Origin of the sequence: Curvibacter microcysteis (genome assembly GCF_028649455.1) — a bacterium.
GTDB classification, from domain to species: Bacteria; Pseudomonadota; Gammaproteobacteria; order Burkholderiales; family Burkholderiaceae_C; genus Curvibacter; species Curvibacter microcysteis.
On the sequence record NZ_JAQSIO010000010.1, the window covers coordinates 24170 to 38359 of the forward strand.

15 protein-coding genes and 1 tRNA gene are annotated in these 14190 nt (G+C 61.3%); 1 reads left to right on the plus strand and 15 read right to left on the minus strand.

Going from position 1 to position 14190, the window contains the following annotated elements:
* From nuoF to PSQ39_RS19445, 14 genes are all read right to left on the minus strand, one after another.
* Window positions 1-1356 carry an NADH-quinone oxidoreductase subunit NuoF gene (gene nuoF, locus PSQ39_RS19380; RefSeq protein ID WP_273928897.1) on the minus strand — a complete coding sequence of 452 codons (1356 nt, stop codon included), beginning with the start codon at window positions 1354-1356 and terminating at the stop codon, window positions 1-3.
* Window positions 1356-1844 carry an NADH-quinone oxidoreductase subunit NuoE family protein gene (locus tag PSQ39_RS19385; protein WP_273928899.1) on the minus strand — a complete coding sequence of 163 codons (489 nt, stop codon included), beginning with the start codon at window positions 1842-1844 and terminating at the stop codon, window positions 1356-1358. Before PSQ39_RS19385 ends, nuoF begins: the two co-directional genes overlap by 1 nt.
* Window positions 1841-3094 carry an NADH-quinone oxidoreductase subunit D gene (locus PSQ39_RS19390; protein WP_273928901.1) on the minus strand — a complete coding sequence of 418 codons (1254 nt, stop codon included), beginning with the start codon at window positions 3092-3094 and terminating at the stop codon, window positions 1841-1843. The genes PSQ39_RS19385 and PSQ39_RS19390 overlap by 4 nt, the downstream gene beginning before the upstream one ends.
* 26 nt (window positions 3095-3120) lie before the next feature.
* A complete protein-coding gene (locus PSQ39_RS19395; RefSeq protein ID WP_273928904.1) occupies window positions 3121-3729 on the minus strand; it encodes an NADH-quinone oxidoreductase subunit C in 609 nt (202 codons plus the stop codon).
* Between the two features lie 10 nt (window positions 3730-3739).
* Window positions 3740-4219 (minus strand): NuoB/complex I 20 kDa subunit family protein, encoded by a 480-nt coding sequence (locus PSQ39_RS19400; RefSeq protein ID WP_019577575.1) that lies wholly within the window; start codon window positions 4217-4219, stop codon window positions 3740-3742.
* Between the two features lie 27 nt (window positions 4220-4246).
* A complete protein-coding gene (locus PSQ39_RS19405) occupies window positions 4247-4606 on the minus strand; it encodes an NADH-quinone oxidoreductase subunit A (RefSeq protein WP_273928908.1) in 360 nt (119 codons plus the stop codon).
* Window positions 4607-4661: 55 nt separating this feature from the next.
* Window positions 4662-4746 (minus strand) — tRNA-Leu (locus tag PSQ39_RS19410).
* A gap of 114 nt (window positions 4747-4860) precedes the next feature.
* Entirely contained in the window at window positions 4861-5220 is a 360-nt protein-coding gene (gene secG, locus PSQ39_RS19415; RefSeq protein ID WP_273928909.1) for a preprotein translocase subunit SecG, read from the minus strand.
* A gap of 21 nt (window positions 5221-5241) precedes the next feature.
* Window positions 5242-5991: a triose-phosphate isomerase gene (gene tpiA / locus PSQ39_RS19420; RefSeq protein WP_273928911.1), complete on the minus strand. Its 750-nt coding sequence runs from the start codon at window positions 5989-5991 to the stop codon at window positions 5242-5244.
* A 4-nt stretch (window positions 5992-5995) separates the two neighbouring features.
* Window positions 5996-6982 (minus strand): NAD(P)H-quinone oxidoreductase, encoded by a 987-nt coding sequence (locus PSQ39_RS19425; RefSeq protein WP_273928913.1) that lies wholly within the window; start codon window positions 6980-6982, stop codon window positions 5996-5998.
* Between the two features lie 54 nt (window positions 6983-7036).
* The gene (gene pnp / locus PSQ39_RS19430; protein ID WP_273928915.1) at window positions 7037-9181 is read right to left on the minus strand and encodes a polyribonucleotide nucleotidyltransferase; all 2145 of its coding nucleotides are present in this window, start codon (window positions 9179-9181) and stop codon (window positions 7037-7039) included.
* Between the two features lie 242 nt (window positions 9182-9423).
* On the minus strand, window positions 9424-9690 hold the full coding sequence (gene rpsO, locus PSQ39_RS19435) for a 30S ribosomal protein S15 (RefSeq protein ID WP_273928917.1): 267 nt from the start codon (window positions 9688-9690) through the stop codon (window positions 9424-9426).
* A gap of 85 nt (window positions 9691-9775) precedes the next feature.
* Window positions 9776-10945: a pyridoxal phosphate-dependent aminotransferase gene (locus PSQ39_RS19440; RefSeq protein ID WP_273928918.1), complete on the minus strand. Its 1170-nt coding sequence runs from the start codon at window positions 10943-10945 to the stop codon at window positions 9776-9778.
* A gap of 467 nt (window positions 10946-11412) precedes the next feature.
* On the minus strand, window positions 11413-12693 hold the full coding sequence (locus PSQ39_RS19445) for a branched-chain amino acid ABC transporter substrate-binding protein (protein ID WP_273928919.1): 1281 nt from the start codon (window positions 12691-12693) through the stop codon (window positions 11413-11415).
* A 92-nt stretch (window positions 12694-12785) separates the two neighbouring features.
* On the opposite strand from PSQ39_RS19445, the gene PSQ39_RS19450 reads away from it, so the two are divergent.
* Window positions 12786-13178, plus strand: a complete 393-nt coding sequence (locus tag PSQ39_RS19450; RefSeq protein WP_273928921.1) for an Hsp20/alpha crystallin family protein — start codon at window positions 12786-12788, stop codon at window positions 13176-13178.
* Window positions 13179-13383: 205 nt separating this feature from the next.
* Here the strand turns inward: PSQ39_RS19450 and PSQ39_RS19455 are convergent, their stop codons facing one another.
* Complete coding sequence (locus PSQ39_RS19455) at window positions 13384-14040, minus strand: helix-turn-helix domain-containing protein (RefSeq protein WP_273928923.1); 657 nt, start codon at window positions 14038-14040, stop codon at window positions 13384-13386.
* Window positions 14041-14190: the final 150 nt, after the last annotated feature.

A 14190-nucleotide genomic window follows, 5' to 3' on the forward strand; every position in this document is an offset into this window, starting at 1 on the left:
TCAAGCGTGTGCAGGTTTCTGCGACTTGGCTTGCTCAATCAAAGCCTGGAATTCGGGCTTGAAATGCTTCAGCATGGCACGCACGGGCATGGCGGCGGCATCGCCCAGCGCGCAAATGGTGCGCCCTTGGATGTTGTCGGCCACGGAGTTCAGCAAATCGAGGTCGCCATCGCGGCCCTGGCCGTGCCAGATGCGGTCGACCACGCGCCACATCCAGCCCGTGCCTTCGCGGCAAGGCGTGCACTGACCGCAAGACTCATGCGAGTAGAAGTACGACAGACGCAGCAGGCTTTCAACCATGTTGCGCGAATCGTCCATCACGATCACGGCACCCGAGCCCAGCATGGAGCCGGCCTTGGCGATCGAGTCGTAGTCCATGGTGCATTCCATGATCACCGAAGCAGGCAGCACCGGCGAAGACGAGCCCCCTGGGATGACTGCCTTCAGCTGGCGGCCCTTGCGGATGCCACCGGCGAGTTCGAGCAGCTTGGCGAACGGCGTACCCAGCGGCACTTCATAGTTGCCCGGCTTTTCGACGTCACCACTGACCGAGAAGATCTTGGTGCCACCGTTGTTGGGCTTGCCACACTCCAGGTAGGCGGCGCCACCGTTGCGGATGATCCAAGGGACGGCCGCAAAGGTTTCGGTGTTGTTGATGGTGGTTGGCTTGCCATACAAGCCAAAGCTGGCCGGGAATGGTGGCTTGAAGCGCGGCTGGCCCTTCTTGCCTTCGAGCGACTCGAGCAAGGCGGTTTCTTCACCGCAGATGTAAGCGCCGAAACCGTGCGCAGCGTGCAACTGGAAGTTGAAGCTGCTGCCCATGATGCCGTTACCCAAGTAACCGGCGGCACGGGCTTCTTCCAGGGCCTCTTCAAACCGATCGTAGGTCTGGAAGATTTCGCCGTGGATGTAGTTGTAGCCCACCGAGATGCCCATGGCATAGGCCGCAATGATCATGCCTTCAATCACGATGTGCGGATTGAATTGCAGGATGTCACGGTCCTTGCAGGTGCCCGGTTCGCCTTCGTCCGAGTTACAGACGAGGTATTTTTGACCGGGGAACTGACGCGGCATGAAGCTCCACTTCAGGCCCGTCGGGAAACCCGCACCGCCCCGGCCACGCAGGCCGGATTCCTTGACCGTCGCAATGACCTGGTCTTGGGTCAGGCCTTCGCCACCGTCTTGACCCAGGATCTTGCGCAGGGCCTGGTAGCCACCGCGGGCTTCGTAGTCCTTGATGCTCCAGTTCTTGCCGTCGAGACCCGCGTAAATTTGGGCGCCGATGTGGCGGTCGTGGAAGCAGGTTTCAACGCCTGTGGCCTGAAACTGATTGAGAACGCTTTGAACAGACGCCATCACTTCACCTCGGCGGCGCGCAGGCCGTCAATCAGTTGGTCGAGTCGTTCGTTGCTCATGAAGCTGCACATGGCGCGGTCATTGACCAGCATCACCGGCGAATCAGCGCAAGCGCCCAAGCATTCGCTTTGCTGCAGCGTGAACAGGCCATCTGGCGTGGTTTCGCCCATGGCGATGCCCAGCTTTTGCTCCAGGTGCTTGAGCGCCTTGTTGCCATCGCGCAGCTGGCACGGCAAGTTGGTGCACACGTTGAGCTTGAAGCGGCCCACGGCCTGCTGGTTGTACATGTTGTAGAAGGTGGTGACTTCGTGCACCGCGATCACCGGCATGCCCAGCACCTCGGCAATCACGCGCTCACTGTCTTCACTGACATGGCCCAGCTCCTGCTGAACAATGGCCAGGCAAGCCATCACCGCCGACTGCTTTTGTTCAGCCGGGTACTTCGCTACTTCGCGGGCAAAACGTGCCCTGGTCGAATCAGAGATCATCGATCAATCTCTCCAAACACAATGTCCATGGTGCCGATGATGGCTACCGCGTCCGCCAGCATGTGGCCGCGGGCCATTTCGTCCAGGGTGGCCAAATGGGCGAAACCCGGGGCGCGGATCTTGAGGCGATAAGGCTTGTTGGCCCCGTCGCTCACCAGATAAATGCCGAACTCACCCTTGGGGTGTTCAACAGCAGCATAAGCCTCGCCCTCGGGGACGTGGAAGCCTTCAGTGAAGAGCTTGAAGTGGTGAATCAGCTCTTCCATGCTCGACTTCATGGCCTCACGGGCCGGCGGCGCCACCTTGTGGTTGTCGGTGATAACCGGACCCGGGTTGACGCGCAGCCAGTCCACGCACTGCTTGATGATGCGATTGGATTCGCGCATTTCCGCCACGCGCACCAAGTAGCGGTCGTAGCTGTCGCCGGTTTGGCCGACGGGAATGTCGAACTCCACCTTGTCGTAGACGTCGTAAGGCTGGGCCTTGCGCAGATCCCAAGCCACGCCAGAGCCACGCAGCATCGGGCCCGTCATGCCCAGGTTGAGCGCACGCTCGACCGGCACCACACCAATACCAACCGTGCGTTGCTTCCAGATGCGGTTTTCGGTCAGCAGGTTCTCGTACTCGTCCACGCACTTGGGGAAGCGCTTGGTGAAGTCGTCGATGAAGTCCAGCATCGAACCCGAACGGTTCTGGTTCAACTCAGCCAGGGCCTTGGCGTTCTTGATCTTGCTGACCTTGTACTGCGGCATGCTGTCAGGCAGGTCACGGTACACGCCCCCCGGACGGAAGTAAGCCGCGTGCATGCGAGCGCCGGAGACAGCCTCATACATGTCAAACAGGTCTTCGCGTTCACGAAAGGTGTAGATCAGGATGGTGGAACTGCCGATGTCGTTACCGTGCGAACCGAGCCACATCAAGTGGTTCAGCAGGCGGGTGATCTCGGCAAACATCACGCGGATGTACTGAGCTCGGATCGGCACTTCCAGGCCCAGCAGCTTTTCGATGGCCAGGCAGTAGGCGTGCTCGTTGCTCATCATCGACACGTAATCCAGTCGGTCCATGTAGGGCAGCGACTGGATGAAGGTCTTGTGTTCGGCCAGCTTTTCAGTGGCGCGGTGGAGCAACCCGATGTGGGGATCAGCGCGCTGGACGACTTCGCCGTCCAGTTCGAGCACCAGACGCAGAACGCCGTGGGCTGCCGGGTGCTGGGGCCCGAAATTGAGGGTGTAGTTTTTGATTTCAGCCATGATGCATCACACAAGGCGCGGGGGCCTCAGTGCAGGCCTCCATACTTGTCTTCGCGGATGATACGGGGCGTGATTTCGCGCGGCTCGATGGTCACGGGCTCGTACACCACGCGGCGGCGTTCGGCGTCATAGCGCATTTCAACGTGACCCGAAATCGGGAAGTCCTTGCGGAACGGGTGGCCGATGAAGCCGTAGTCGGTCAAGATGCGACGCAGGTCGTTGTGGCCTTCGAACACGATGCCATACAGGTCAAACGCTTCGCGCTCGTACCAGTTGGCCGAATTCCAGATGTCAGACACCGAGTCCACCAAAGGTGCATCATCGTCAGGGCAGAACACACGCACGCGAACGCGCTGATTCAGGCTCACCGACAGCAGGTGGCTGACCACAGCGTAACGAGCACCTTCCCAGCGGCCATCGCCGTAGGTGGAGTAGTCCACACCGCACAGATCGACCAGCTGCTCGAATCGGCAGCCAGCGGCGTCGCGCAGGGTTTGCATGGCCGAGCGGTAGTCGGCAGCAGCCACTTCAATCGTCACTTCGTCGAGGGCAACCGAGGTGTTCTTCACCTTGCCGGCCAACGCTTCGACGATCACGTCTTTCAGGGCTTCCGCTTGAATTGCAATCAATGTCATGGCGAGAATCTCAGACCCGGGCGATCGTGTTGGTACGGCGAATCTTTTGCTGCAATTGCATGATGCCGTAGATCAACGCTTCAGCCGTGGGCGGGCAGCCTGGGACGTAAACATCCACCGGCACAATGCGATCGCAGCCACGCACGACCGAATAGCTGTAGTGGTAATAGCCACCACCATTGGCGCAAGAGCCCATCGAGAGCACCCAGCGCGGCTCGCTCATCTGGTCATACACCTTGCGCAAGGCTGGCGCCATCTTGTTGCACAGCGTGCCTGCCACGATCATCAAATCACTTTGACGAGGGCTGGCACGGAACACTTCAGCACCGAAACGACCGATGTCGTAACGCGCTGCCGCGGCGTGCATCATTTCAACCGCACAGCAGGCCAGACCAAAAGTCATGGGCCACAGCGATCCAGTCTTAGCCCAGTTCACCACCGCGTCGTAGCTGGTGGTGACGAAGCCTTCCTTCATGACACCTTCAATCATTGCATGCGTCCTTGTTGATGCACTCGCTCATTCCCAATCCAGCGCGCCTTTTTTCCACGCGTAGACAAAGCCCACGAGCAGATCGATCAGGAACACCACGCCCGACCAGAAGCCTGTGGAACCGATGTCGGTCAAGGCCACAGCCCAAGGGACGAGAAAACAAATTTCGAGGTCAAAGAGAATGAACAGAATCGCCACCAGGTAGTAGCGAACGTCGAACTTCATGCGAGCGTTTTCAAACGCTTCGAAGCCACACTCATAAGGGGAATTTTTGGCCGGATCGGGCCGATTTGGGCCCAACAGGTAGCCCAGCACTTGGGGAACGACCCCAACGCCTAGACCAACCAGAATGAACAAGAGAACGGGGAGGTATTGATCAAGGTTCATCTGGAGGATTTCATCACCGCGACCCTTCCAGCGGGGGCTGGAAGGGTCTTTATTTTGGTGCCGTCGGCGAGACTCGAACTCGCACAGCTTTCGCCACTACCCCCTCAAGATAGCGTGTCTACCAATTTCACCACGACGGCGGGATGTTGCTGCCCGGATGGCATGAGGACCCAAAGGTTTTGGCTTTCCGGACAGACTGCTATTCTACCCGTAAAAACCCGCCCCTTTGGGGCAGTCAGGCAGAAATTCAAGACTCACTTGGTCGGAATCGCAGCGGCCCCTGTGGCCGGCTCGGGCGTCACGACAGGCGCAGCCGGCGCAGCAGCAGGCGCCACCGGAGCAGCACCCTCCAGCACGCTGCCCGAGCTGACCGGACGAACATTGCCAAAGTAGGCCAGAGCCAGTGTGCAAACAAAGAAGACCACCGCCAAAGCTGCTGTCGTGCGCGACAAAAAGTTGGCACTGCCGCTGGCGCCGAACAAGCTGCCCGAACCACCGCTGCCAAAGGCCGCACCCATGTCAGCACCCTTGCCGTGCTGGATCAAAATCAAACCAATCATACCCAGGGCGCTCAGCATCTGAACCGCCAGGATGATCGTGGTAACGATGTGCATAAAAACTCCAGAACAAAAAAATCAGACCGCCAGCGCCGAAGCGGCTGCCACGATCGTGAGGAAATCAGGCGCCTTCAAGGAGGCACCGCCAATCAGCCCGCCATCAATGTCAGGCTGCGCCAACAATTCGGCCGCGTTGGCCGCATTCATGCTGCCACCGTACAAGAGGCGGATGCGATCCGCCTTGGCGCTGGCTGCTTGCAACTGAGCACGCAGCACCGCATGCACCGCCTGCGCCTGCTCAGGCGAGGCCGTCTTGCCCGTGCCAATGGCCCACACCGGCTCATAGGCCACCACGATCTCACTGATGCAATGGCCATTGAGGTGGATCACGGCCGCCAACTGGCGACGCACGACCAACTCGGTTTCGCCCGCTTCACGCTGGGCCAAGGTCTCACCCACGCAAACAATGGGGACAAGGCCAGCCGCCAAAGCGCGCTGCGCCTTCTGCGCCACTTGCTCGTCGGTTTCGCCATGGTATTGCCGGCGCTCCGAGTGACCCACGATCACATACTGCACCCCCAACTCACGCAGCATGGCGGCCGACACCTCGCCGGTGTACGCACCAGACTCATGGGCCGATACATCCTGCGCCCCCAAGGCCACCGGGCCACGCAAACCAGCCACCTGGGCCAGGTAGGGGGACGGAACACAGACCGCCACGTCGGCACACGCCTCAGACAGGCCCGCAGCCACCGCGCCCAGCAGGGCTTCGTTGGCAGCCAAGCCGCCATTCATTTTCCAGTTGCCGGCAATCAGCTTCTTTTTCATGAACTCACCAGGTCAAAACAATTTTTCCAACATGCTGGCCCGACTCCATCAGCGCGTGGGCCGAAGCCGCTTGCGCCGCCGGGAAGGTGGCATGCACCATGGGCTTGACAGCACGACTGGCCAGCAAAGGCCACACTTGCTCACACAGAGACTGCGCAATCTTCGCCTTGAAAGCCACCGGACGCGGACGCAAGGTCGATCCCGTGATCACCAAGCGACGGCGCAACACCAAACCAGCATTGAATTCCGCCTTGGTGCCCCCCTGCACGGCAATGATCACGATGCGACCATCCTCAGCCATGCATTCCACCTCGCGCGCAACGTAGGCACCAGCCACCATGTCCAGCACCACATTGACCCCTCGGCCCTGCGTCAGCTCTTTGACGACCGCCACAAAGTCCTGGGTCTTGTAATTGATCGCGTGATCTGCACCCAAAGCCAAGCAAGCGGCGCATTTTTCATCGCTGCCTGCCGTCACGATCACCGTGGCGCCCCGGGCCTTGGCCAACTGAATCGCAGTCACCCCAATGCCACTGGTGCCGCCTTGAATCAACAAGGTCTCACCCGCTTGCAACGCTCCCCGGTCGAAGACATTGCTCCACACCGTGAAAAAGGTTTCCGGCAGCGAGGCCGCCTCGACATCAGTCCAACCTTCCGGCACCGGCAGGCACTGCCCGACGGGCGCCACGCACAGCTCAGCGTAACCACCACCGGCCACCAGAGCACAGACACGCTGGCCCAGCGCCAAGCCCGCTTGCGCCATCGCAGCGGCATCCCCAGCGACCACCACGCCCGCCACCTCCAGGCCCGGAATGTCCGAGGCACCGGGCGGCACAGGGTAATTGCCCGTGCGCTGCAGCACGTCCGGGCGATTCACACCGCTGGCGCTGACACGGATCAGCAACTCGCCCTCACCCGGCACCGGGTCAGGACGCGTGGCTGCCTGCAGAACCTCTGGGGCACCGTAAGAAGTGATTTCAATGGCGTTCATGGCGATCGTTCAAACGCCCGACCCACCATCAGGTGAGCCGGGCGTGGGCTGGGTTTATTGCTGCTGCTGTTGCTGTTGCTGTTGAGCGCCTTCCGGGTTGTACGCCGGACGCTCAGCCAAAGCCTTCATCGACAGCTTGACACGACCCTTTTCATCGGTTTCCAGAACCTTGACCTTGACGATCTGACCCTCGCTCAGGAAGTCAGTGACCTTCTCGACGCGCTGGTGGGCAATCTGGCTGATGTGCAGCAGACCGTCCTTGCCAGGCAGCAGGTTGATCAGGGCGCCGAAGTCCAGGATCTTGGTGACCGGGCCTTCGTAGATCTTGCCGATCTCGACTTCAGCCGTGATCTGCTCGATGCGGCGCTTGGCTTCGTCAGCCTTGGCCGTGTCGGTGGCAGCAATGGTGATGGTACCGTCTTCGTCGATGTTGATCTGGGTGCCAGTTTCTTCGGTCAGCGCACGGATGGTGGCGCCGCCCTTGCCGATCACGTCGCGGATCTTCTCGGGATTGATCTTCATGGTGAAGAGCTTGGGCGCGAAGTTGGACACTTCCGTCTTGGCTTCGCCCATCGCTTCTTGCATCTTGCCCAAGATGTGCAGACGAGCTTCCTTGGCTTGTGCCAGGGCCACTTGCATGATTTCCTTGGTGATGCCCTGGATCTTGATGTCCATCTGCAGCGCGGTGATGCCGTTGGTGGTACCGGCCACCTTGAAGTCCATGTCACCCAGGTGATCTTCATCGCCCAGGATGTCGGTCAGCACGGCGAAACGGTTGGCGTCCTTGATCAGACCCATGGCGATACCCGCCACGTGGGCCTTCATCGGCACGCCGGCGTCCATCAGCGACAGGCAGCCGCCGCAGACCGAAGCCATCGACGAGGAACCATTGGATTCGGTGATTTCCGACACCACACGCATGGTGTAAGGGAATTCTTCCTTGGTCGGCAGCACAGCCACGAGGGCGCGCTTGGCCAGACGGCCGTGACCGATTTCGCGGCGCTTGGTGCTGCCCATGCGGCCCACTTCGCCAGTGGCAAAGGGAGGCATGTTGTAGTGCAGCATGAAGCGGTCTTCGTACTCACCGGCCAAGGCGTCGATGCGCTGGGCATCTCGCTCGGTGCCCAGCGTGGCCACGACCAGCGCCTGGGTTTCACCACGGGTGAACAGGGCCGAACCGTGGGTGCGGGGCAGCACCGAGTTGCGGATTTCGATCGGGCGCACCGTGCGGGTGTCGCGGCCATCGATGCGGGGCTCACCCGCCAGAATTTGGCCGCGCACGATGCCGGCTTCGATTTCAAACAGCAAACCTTCAACCTTGACGGCGTCGAATTCAACACCATCAGCCTTCAGGCCAGCCAACACATTGGCGTAGGCTTCGCGGCAGGCCTGGGTGCGGGCTTGCTTGTTGCGGATTTGGTAGGCGGCGCGCAGGGGCTCAGCAGCCAGGGCATTGACCTTGGCGATCAGGGCCTCGTCCTTGGCCGGGGCTTCCCACTGCCACAGCGGCTTGCCAGCTTCGCGCACCAGTTCATGGATGGCGTTGATGGCAATGCGGCCTTGCTCGTGACCGAACACCACAGCGCCCAGCATCACGTCTTCAGGCAGCTGTTGGGCTTCGGATTCCACCATCAGCACGGCGGCTTCGGTGCCCGCAACCACCAGATCCATCTGGCTGCTCTTGCGCTGGGTTTGACCCGGGTTGAGCACGTATTCGCCGTTGATGTAGCCCACGCGAGCGGCGCCGATCGGGCCGTTGAACGGGATGCCCGAGATGGCCAGAGCGGCCGACGAGGCGATCAAGGCCGCGATGTCGGCGTCGACTTCAGGGTTCAAGGACACGGTGTGGATCACCACGTGCACTTCGTTGAAGAAACCTTCCGGGAACAGCGGGCGGATCGGGCGGTCGATCAGGCGGCTGGTCAGGGTTTCGAGTTCGCTGGGCTTGGCTTCACGCTTGAAGAAGCTGCCCGGGATCTTGCCGGCGGCGTAGGCCTTCTCGATGTAGTCCACGGTCAACGGGAAGAAATCTTGACCCGGCTTGGCCGACTTGGAAGCCACCACGGTGGCCAGCACCACGGTGTCGTCGATGTTGACCAGCACGGCGCCCGTGGCTTGACGGGCGACTTCGCCGGTCTCCAGGGTCACGGTGTGCTGACCCCATTGGAAGGTCTTGGTGACTTTGTTGAAAATGCTCATGTTTCAGCTCCTGCTGTGTTGCCGGCCCCAGGCCGGACTTGAGACCACCCTGCCTGGGTGGTGGAGGTCAGTTGAAAACCCGAAACACGATGCCATTCCAGCAAATTCCGGCTGCCGGCAAAGCCCCAGAAACTGTTGGAATGACACAGCGCGCATCCCTGTTTTCAAACCTGATGGAAGCGACAAAAAACAAACGCCTGAGCTAGTGAACTAACTCAGGCGTCCAGCATTCGTCGTGCGAATTACTTGCGCAGACCCAGCTTGGCGATCAGTGCAGTGTAACGGTCAGCATCTTTGGACTTCAGGTAGTCCAGCAGCTTACGGCGACGGCTCACCATGCGCAGCAGACCGCGACGGCCGTGGTGGTCCTTGGCGTGGGTCTTGAAGTGGGGGGTCAGCTCATTGATGCGAGCGGTCAGAATGGCCACTTGGACTTCTGGGCTGCCCGTGTCGGTGGCGCTGCGAGCGTTGGCCTTGACGACCTCTGCCTTGATGGACGATGCGATCATTTGATGTTCCTTTGAATATTTGACTTGCGCTGGCTGCCGGAAATTGCGGCCAGCGTGCTGCTTCGCACAATGCAAAGCTTCGGGATTATAGCCCGAGCCAACGCTTGAGTCGAGCCACGCCCTCGTCCAGCCGCGCCAGGTCCTGGGATGCAAAGCACCAACGCAGCCAGCCATCCGCCTGCGGTGCAAATGCGCTGCCCGGCGCCAAGCCCAAGCCCGCCTCGCGCACCAGGCGCTTGGCCACCGCCAGAGAGTCGTCGTAACCCTCCAATTTGAAGAACGCGTACATGCCACCGGGCGCAGCCGCCACCTGCACCCCCGGCAGGGCCTGCAGTTGCGGGACCAAGCGGTCACGGCAGGCTTTCAAGTGACTGACCACGCGTGGCGTGATGTCGCCAACCTGCTGCAGTGCAGCCAAGCCGGCGCGCTGCGTGAAGACCGAGGCACACGAGGTATTGAACTCAATCAACTTGCCCATGGCGTCGAGCATGGACGGCGGCATCACCAGCCAGCCCAAGCGCCAGCCGGTCATCAGGAAGCTCTTGGAAAAGCTGTGCACGACCACCAGCCGGTCTTCGGGCTCGGCGAGGTCCAGAAAACTCGGAGCACACTGCTTGGGCGAGTCCCCGTAATACAGGCGCTCATAGACCTCGTCAGCCAGGATCCAGGTGCCTGTTCGGCGGCAATGCGCCAGCAAGGCCTGCTGCTCGTCCGCCCGCAAGGTCCAGCCCGTGGGGTTGTTGGGGGCATTGACGATCAGCAAGCGCGTGGCAGGCGTGATCGCGGCCAGCAGCTCGGGCAAGTCGAGCTGCCACAGACCCGCGCCCTCCCCATGAGGCACTGGCTTGAGCGCAACCGTGCGCACCACGCCACCCATGATCACGGGTTGAGCCAGCAAATTCGGCCACACCGGCGTCACCGCCACCACCTCGTCACCCGGCTCCACCAGGGCTTGGATGGCCAACATGAGCGCATTCACCCCCCCAGACGTGATGGCGATGCGCTCCGGCCCCACCGGGCGGTGCAAACCACTGGTGTAGTCCGCCACCGCCTGTCGCAGCTCGGGCAGGCCCAGGTTGTGGGCGTAAAACGTCTCCCCCTGGGATATCGAGTCCAGCGCCGCCTGGCGCACGGCCTGCGGCGTGACTTCATCGCTCTCGCCAAACCAGAAGGCCAGCACGTCGGGCCGCCCCAGGCCGGCATTGGCCACTTCACGAATCAAAGATGCTTCAAGCTGCAGGATGGCGGGTCTCATTCAATGGGTCCTGTGGGGTGCGCATGGCGCGCGCAAATGAACAAAACACCATGTTAGCGGAGCCTTCTAGCATCACCGCTTTGAGAAGGAGTCAGCATGCATCCTGCCAAGTACTCAAAGCCCACAAGCACCCGAGGTCCAGCGCCGAGGGACATCATTCTCAGCATCCTGAGCGCACTGCTGTTGCACGCGGAGCCCTGCGGGGCGGCGACCTTCGGCGACGGGCATGCCCACACCCTGCCGAGCGGGCCTGGCACCATGTCAAGCCCCCAGATCCAGACCGCGACACCCGGACAGCAACGCAAGGCGAAGCCGACCCGCAAGGCCAAACCCCTTCCCCCCACCAGCAGCGAGGAAAGCCGCACCGAACGCGAGCGGCGCCTGTACCGGGAGTGCGCAGGCCGCCCCAATGCAGGGGCCTGCGAAGGATTCGCCCACTAGGCGCGGGCGATACCAATCCTTACCCATCAGGGACGGACCATGCGGCAACTGGTCGCCATCTCGGCCTTGCTGGCGGGGATCTGGCGGATGACCTTGAAGCCGTAGCCCGAGCCCTCCACATCGAAGCGCACGCCGGGGCTGCCCAGCTTCTCCATCACGCCGACCGTCAAACCTTGCTGGAACTGGTGGTCCGAGGCGCGCATGGTGCCTGACTGGCCCGACAAGGACACGGTGCTGCCCTCCAGCTTGCCGGCCACTGCGGCAGCCTCCGTGCTGCCGGCTTTTTCGATGGCTTGGGCCAAAGCCTCCACCATCAACTGCATGCGCATGTGTACGTAGTCATCTGCGGGCTTCGGAAAACGCTGGCGGAAGGATTGGTAGAAGGCCTCGCTCTGCGCCCCTGGCACATTCGGCAGCCAGTCCGCAACAGCCACCACGCGTCCCAGACCTGCATCGCCGATGGCGGCCGGTGCACCCAGCGCGTTGCCGTAATAGGTGAAGAACCGCCCCTCGTAACCCACCTCGCGCGCCGCCTTGATCAACAAGGTCAGGTCGTTGCCCCAGTTGCCCGTGATCACGGCCTGCGCACCGCTGGCCTTGATCTTCACGGCATAGGGTGCGAAGTCCTTAACCCGACCCAGCGGATGCAGCTCATCGCCCACGATGTGCACATCGGGGCGCTGTTCAGCCAACTGGCGACGCGCCTCTTTGAGCACCGCCTGACCGAAGCTGTAGTCCTGGCCAATCAGGTAGAGGCTCTTGACGGCACGGTCTTCGCGGATGACCTCCATCAGAGCCGCCATGCGCATGTCCGCATGGGCGTCGAAACGGAAGTGCCAGAAGCTGCAACGCTCGTTGGTCAGCGCCGGGTCCACCGCCGAATAGTTGAGAAACAAAACACGACGCGCCGGGTCGCGATCGTTGTTCTTTTGGATCGCATCGAGCAACACCGCCGCCGTGGCCGAGGAATTGCCCTGCAAGACCACACGCGCGCCGTCATCGATCGCCGAGCGCAGTGCCGACAAGGCCTCTTCGTTTTGCCCCTTGCTGTCGTAGCGCTCCAGCTGCAGCAGGCGGGTGCCTCCGGCCAGCTTCACGCCACCACGCGCGTTGACGCGCTCCACCGCCCACAAAATATTGCGATAGACCGCTTCGCCCGCGTTGGCAAAGGGCCCACTCAGGCCCTCAATCAGGGCCAATTTGATCGGCCCAGCGGCACTCGCCGACTGCGCCTGGGACAACGGTGCGAGGCCGGCAGATAACGCCAGCGCCACCGTTTTCAAGAGGGATCTGCGCAGATATTCCATGAAGAAAATTCCTTGAAAAAAAACACGTGGATCACACCTTCGATCCATGCGGGGCTCAGTTCGAGCGCCGCGCAGTGTAAAGGACTCGTCCCATGATCTTCGCGCCCGTCATCCGCCATTCCGCCTACCTGCCCGGCCTGCGCATCACCGACCGCCAGTTGGAGCGCTTCCTGGGTCAAACCTTGCAGCAAGCGCCCGCACGGCGCGGTGAACAGCCCGCCCGCTTCGAGCAAACCGAGCAGGACTTCACCCTTGAACTCGACGTCCCCGGCCTGAGCCGAGAGCAGCTGCAAGTCGAATTGGGCAGTAACACCGTGCGCATCGACAGCGTGGCCGACGCACCGCGGCGCTACCAGGCGGCTTACGAATTGCCGCAAGACCTGGACCCCAGCACCAGCAGCGCCCGACTGGAAAACGGCGTGCTCACCCTCAAGCTGGGCAAAAAGGCCCCGGTCACCCTCCACACCCGCCTGAACATCGACTGAGCATCAACCGAACGAGGGCTAAGACCGGCTCCGCTGAGCGACAGGGCAACGCCGGCGGCGCCCCAAAGAAAAAGCCTCCCTGTCGGGAGGCTTTTTCTGGCCGCTGCGCAGAACCCGCGGTGGCGAACCACGCGGGAGCTGACAGCGAAACACAAACCTTTGCAAGCCCAGCACAAGGATGGCGCTGGGTCGGCAGATCAGGCGTTCAGCTCAGGGACTCACCCAGGCCGGACGCCGCGGCAGCGCCCTCGCCATCTTGCAGCAGGCGGTGCAGCAACTTGGGCAAATCGGTCACCAAATTAGGCTTGTAAACCAGGGGAATGTCCCGCAGGGCAAATGCGTAGGGGCGGCGCTGCTCTTCGTCCAGCGAGGTCACGACCACCAGTTGGCTCCGATTGAGCTCAGGGTGCGCGCGCAGGCTGGTCAGCAAGGTTGCGCCATCGATGCCAGGCAGCAACAGATCGAGCAGCAGCACATCGGGTTGCAACTGGCCATACATGGCCAAACCCACGATCCCGTCATCGGCCAAATGCAGGGCCACTTCAGGGAAGTGCTGCTGCATCATCAAAGACACCAGATTTTGGTAATGCGCTGAATCTTCGATGAACAACACGCGGCGCGGATTGGCGGGACTGCCACGTTGAGCGCCTCGGCGACCCGCGCGTCGATTGGCCAACCATCGGTCCACCGAGATGCGTGAAATACGCCGGTGACCACCGGGTGTTTTCCACGCCTCCAGCTCACCCCGGTCCACCATCATTTGGACCGAGCGGACAGCCATGCCCAGCTCGCGGGCCACCTCGATCGTGGTGCAGTGCTCACCAGAGGGAGGCGCAGGGTTAAATGTGTTTTCGGAACTCATGAATCAATTCTACCGAATTTGCCAATTAAATTGTCAAGTTCAACAAAGTGATAGTTGAAAAAATTAGTTTTTCGCTCTGTCTGCCAATTACAAGTCTTATGAGCGCTTTAGCACCGACGAAAGTAAGAGTTACTGTGACAGCCGGAAGTT

Excerpts from the sequence above, each read along its gene's own strand:
- PSQ39_RS19440 (WP_273928918.1), bottom strand. The coding sequence starts at position 10,945 with ATGAGACCCGCCATCCTGCAGCTTGAAGCATCTTTGATTCGTGAAGTG.
- PSQ39_RS19445 (WP_273928919.1), bottom strand. The coding sequence starts at position 12,693 with ATGGAATATCTGCGCAGATCCCTCTTGAAAACGGTGGCGCTGGCGTTA.
- pnp (WP_273928915.1), bottom strand. The coding sequence starts at position 9,181 with ATGAGCATTTTCAACAAAGTCACCAAGACCTTCCAATGGGGTCAGCAC.
- PSQ39_RS19405 (WP_273928908.1), bottom strand. The coding sequence starts at position 4,606 with ATGAACCTTGATCAATACCTCCCCGTTCTCTTGTTCATTCTGGTTGGT.
- PSQ39_RS19450 (WP_273928921.1), top strand. The coding sequence starts at position 12,786 with ATGATCTTCGCGCCCGTCATCCGCCATTCCGCCTACCTGCCCGGCCTG.
- rpsO (WP_273928917.1), bottom strand. The coding sequence starts at position 9,690 with ATGATCGCATCGTCCATCAAGGCAGAGGTCGTCAAGGCCAACGCTCGC.
- tpiA (WP_273928911.1), bottom strand. The coding sequence starts at position 5,991 with ATGAAAAAGAAGCTGATTGCCGGCAACTGGAAAATGAATGGCGGCTTG.
- PSQ39_RS19455 (WP_273928923.1), bottom strand. The coding sequence starts at position 14,040 with ATGAGTTCCGAAAACACATTTAACCCTGCGCCTCCCTCTGGTGAGCAC.
- PSQ39_RS19385 (WP_273928899.1), bottom strand. The coding sequence starts at position 1,844 with ATGATCTCTGATTCGACCAGGGCACGTTTTGCCCGCGAAGTAGCGAAG.
- secG (WP_273928909.1), bottom strand. The coding sequence starts at position 5,220 with ATGCACATCGTTACCACGATCATCCTGGCGGTTCAGATGCTGAGCGCC.
- PSQ39_RS19425 (WP_273928913.1), bottom strand. The coding sequence starts at position 6,982 with ATGAACGCCATTGAAATCACTTCTTACGGTGCCCCAGAGGTTCTGCAG.
- nuoF (WP_273928897.1), bottom strand. The coding sequence starts at position 1,356 with ATGGCGTCTGTTCAAAGCGTTCTCAATCAGTTTCAGGCCACAGGCGTT.
- PSQ39_RS19395 (WP_273928904.1), bottom strand. The coding sequence starts at position 3,729 with ATGACATTGATTGCAATTCAAGCGGAAGCCCTGAAAGACGTGATCGTC.
- PSQ39_RS19390 (WP_273928901.1), bottom strand. The coding sequence starts at position 3,094 with ATGGCTGAAATCAAAAACTACACCCTCAATTTCGGGCCCCAGCACCCG.
- PSQ39_RS19400 (WP_019577575.1), bottom strand. The coding sequence starts at position 4,219 with ATGATTGAAGGTGTCATGAAGGAAGGCTTCGTCACCACCAGCTACGAC.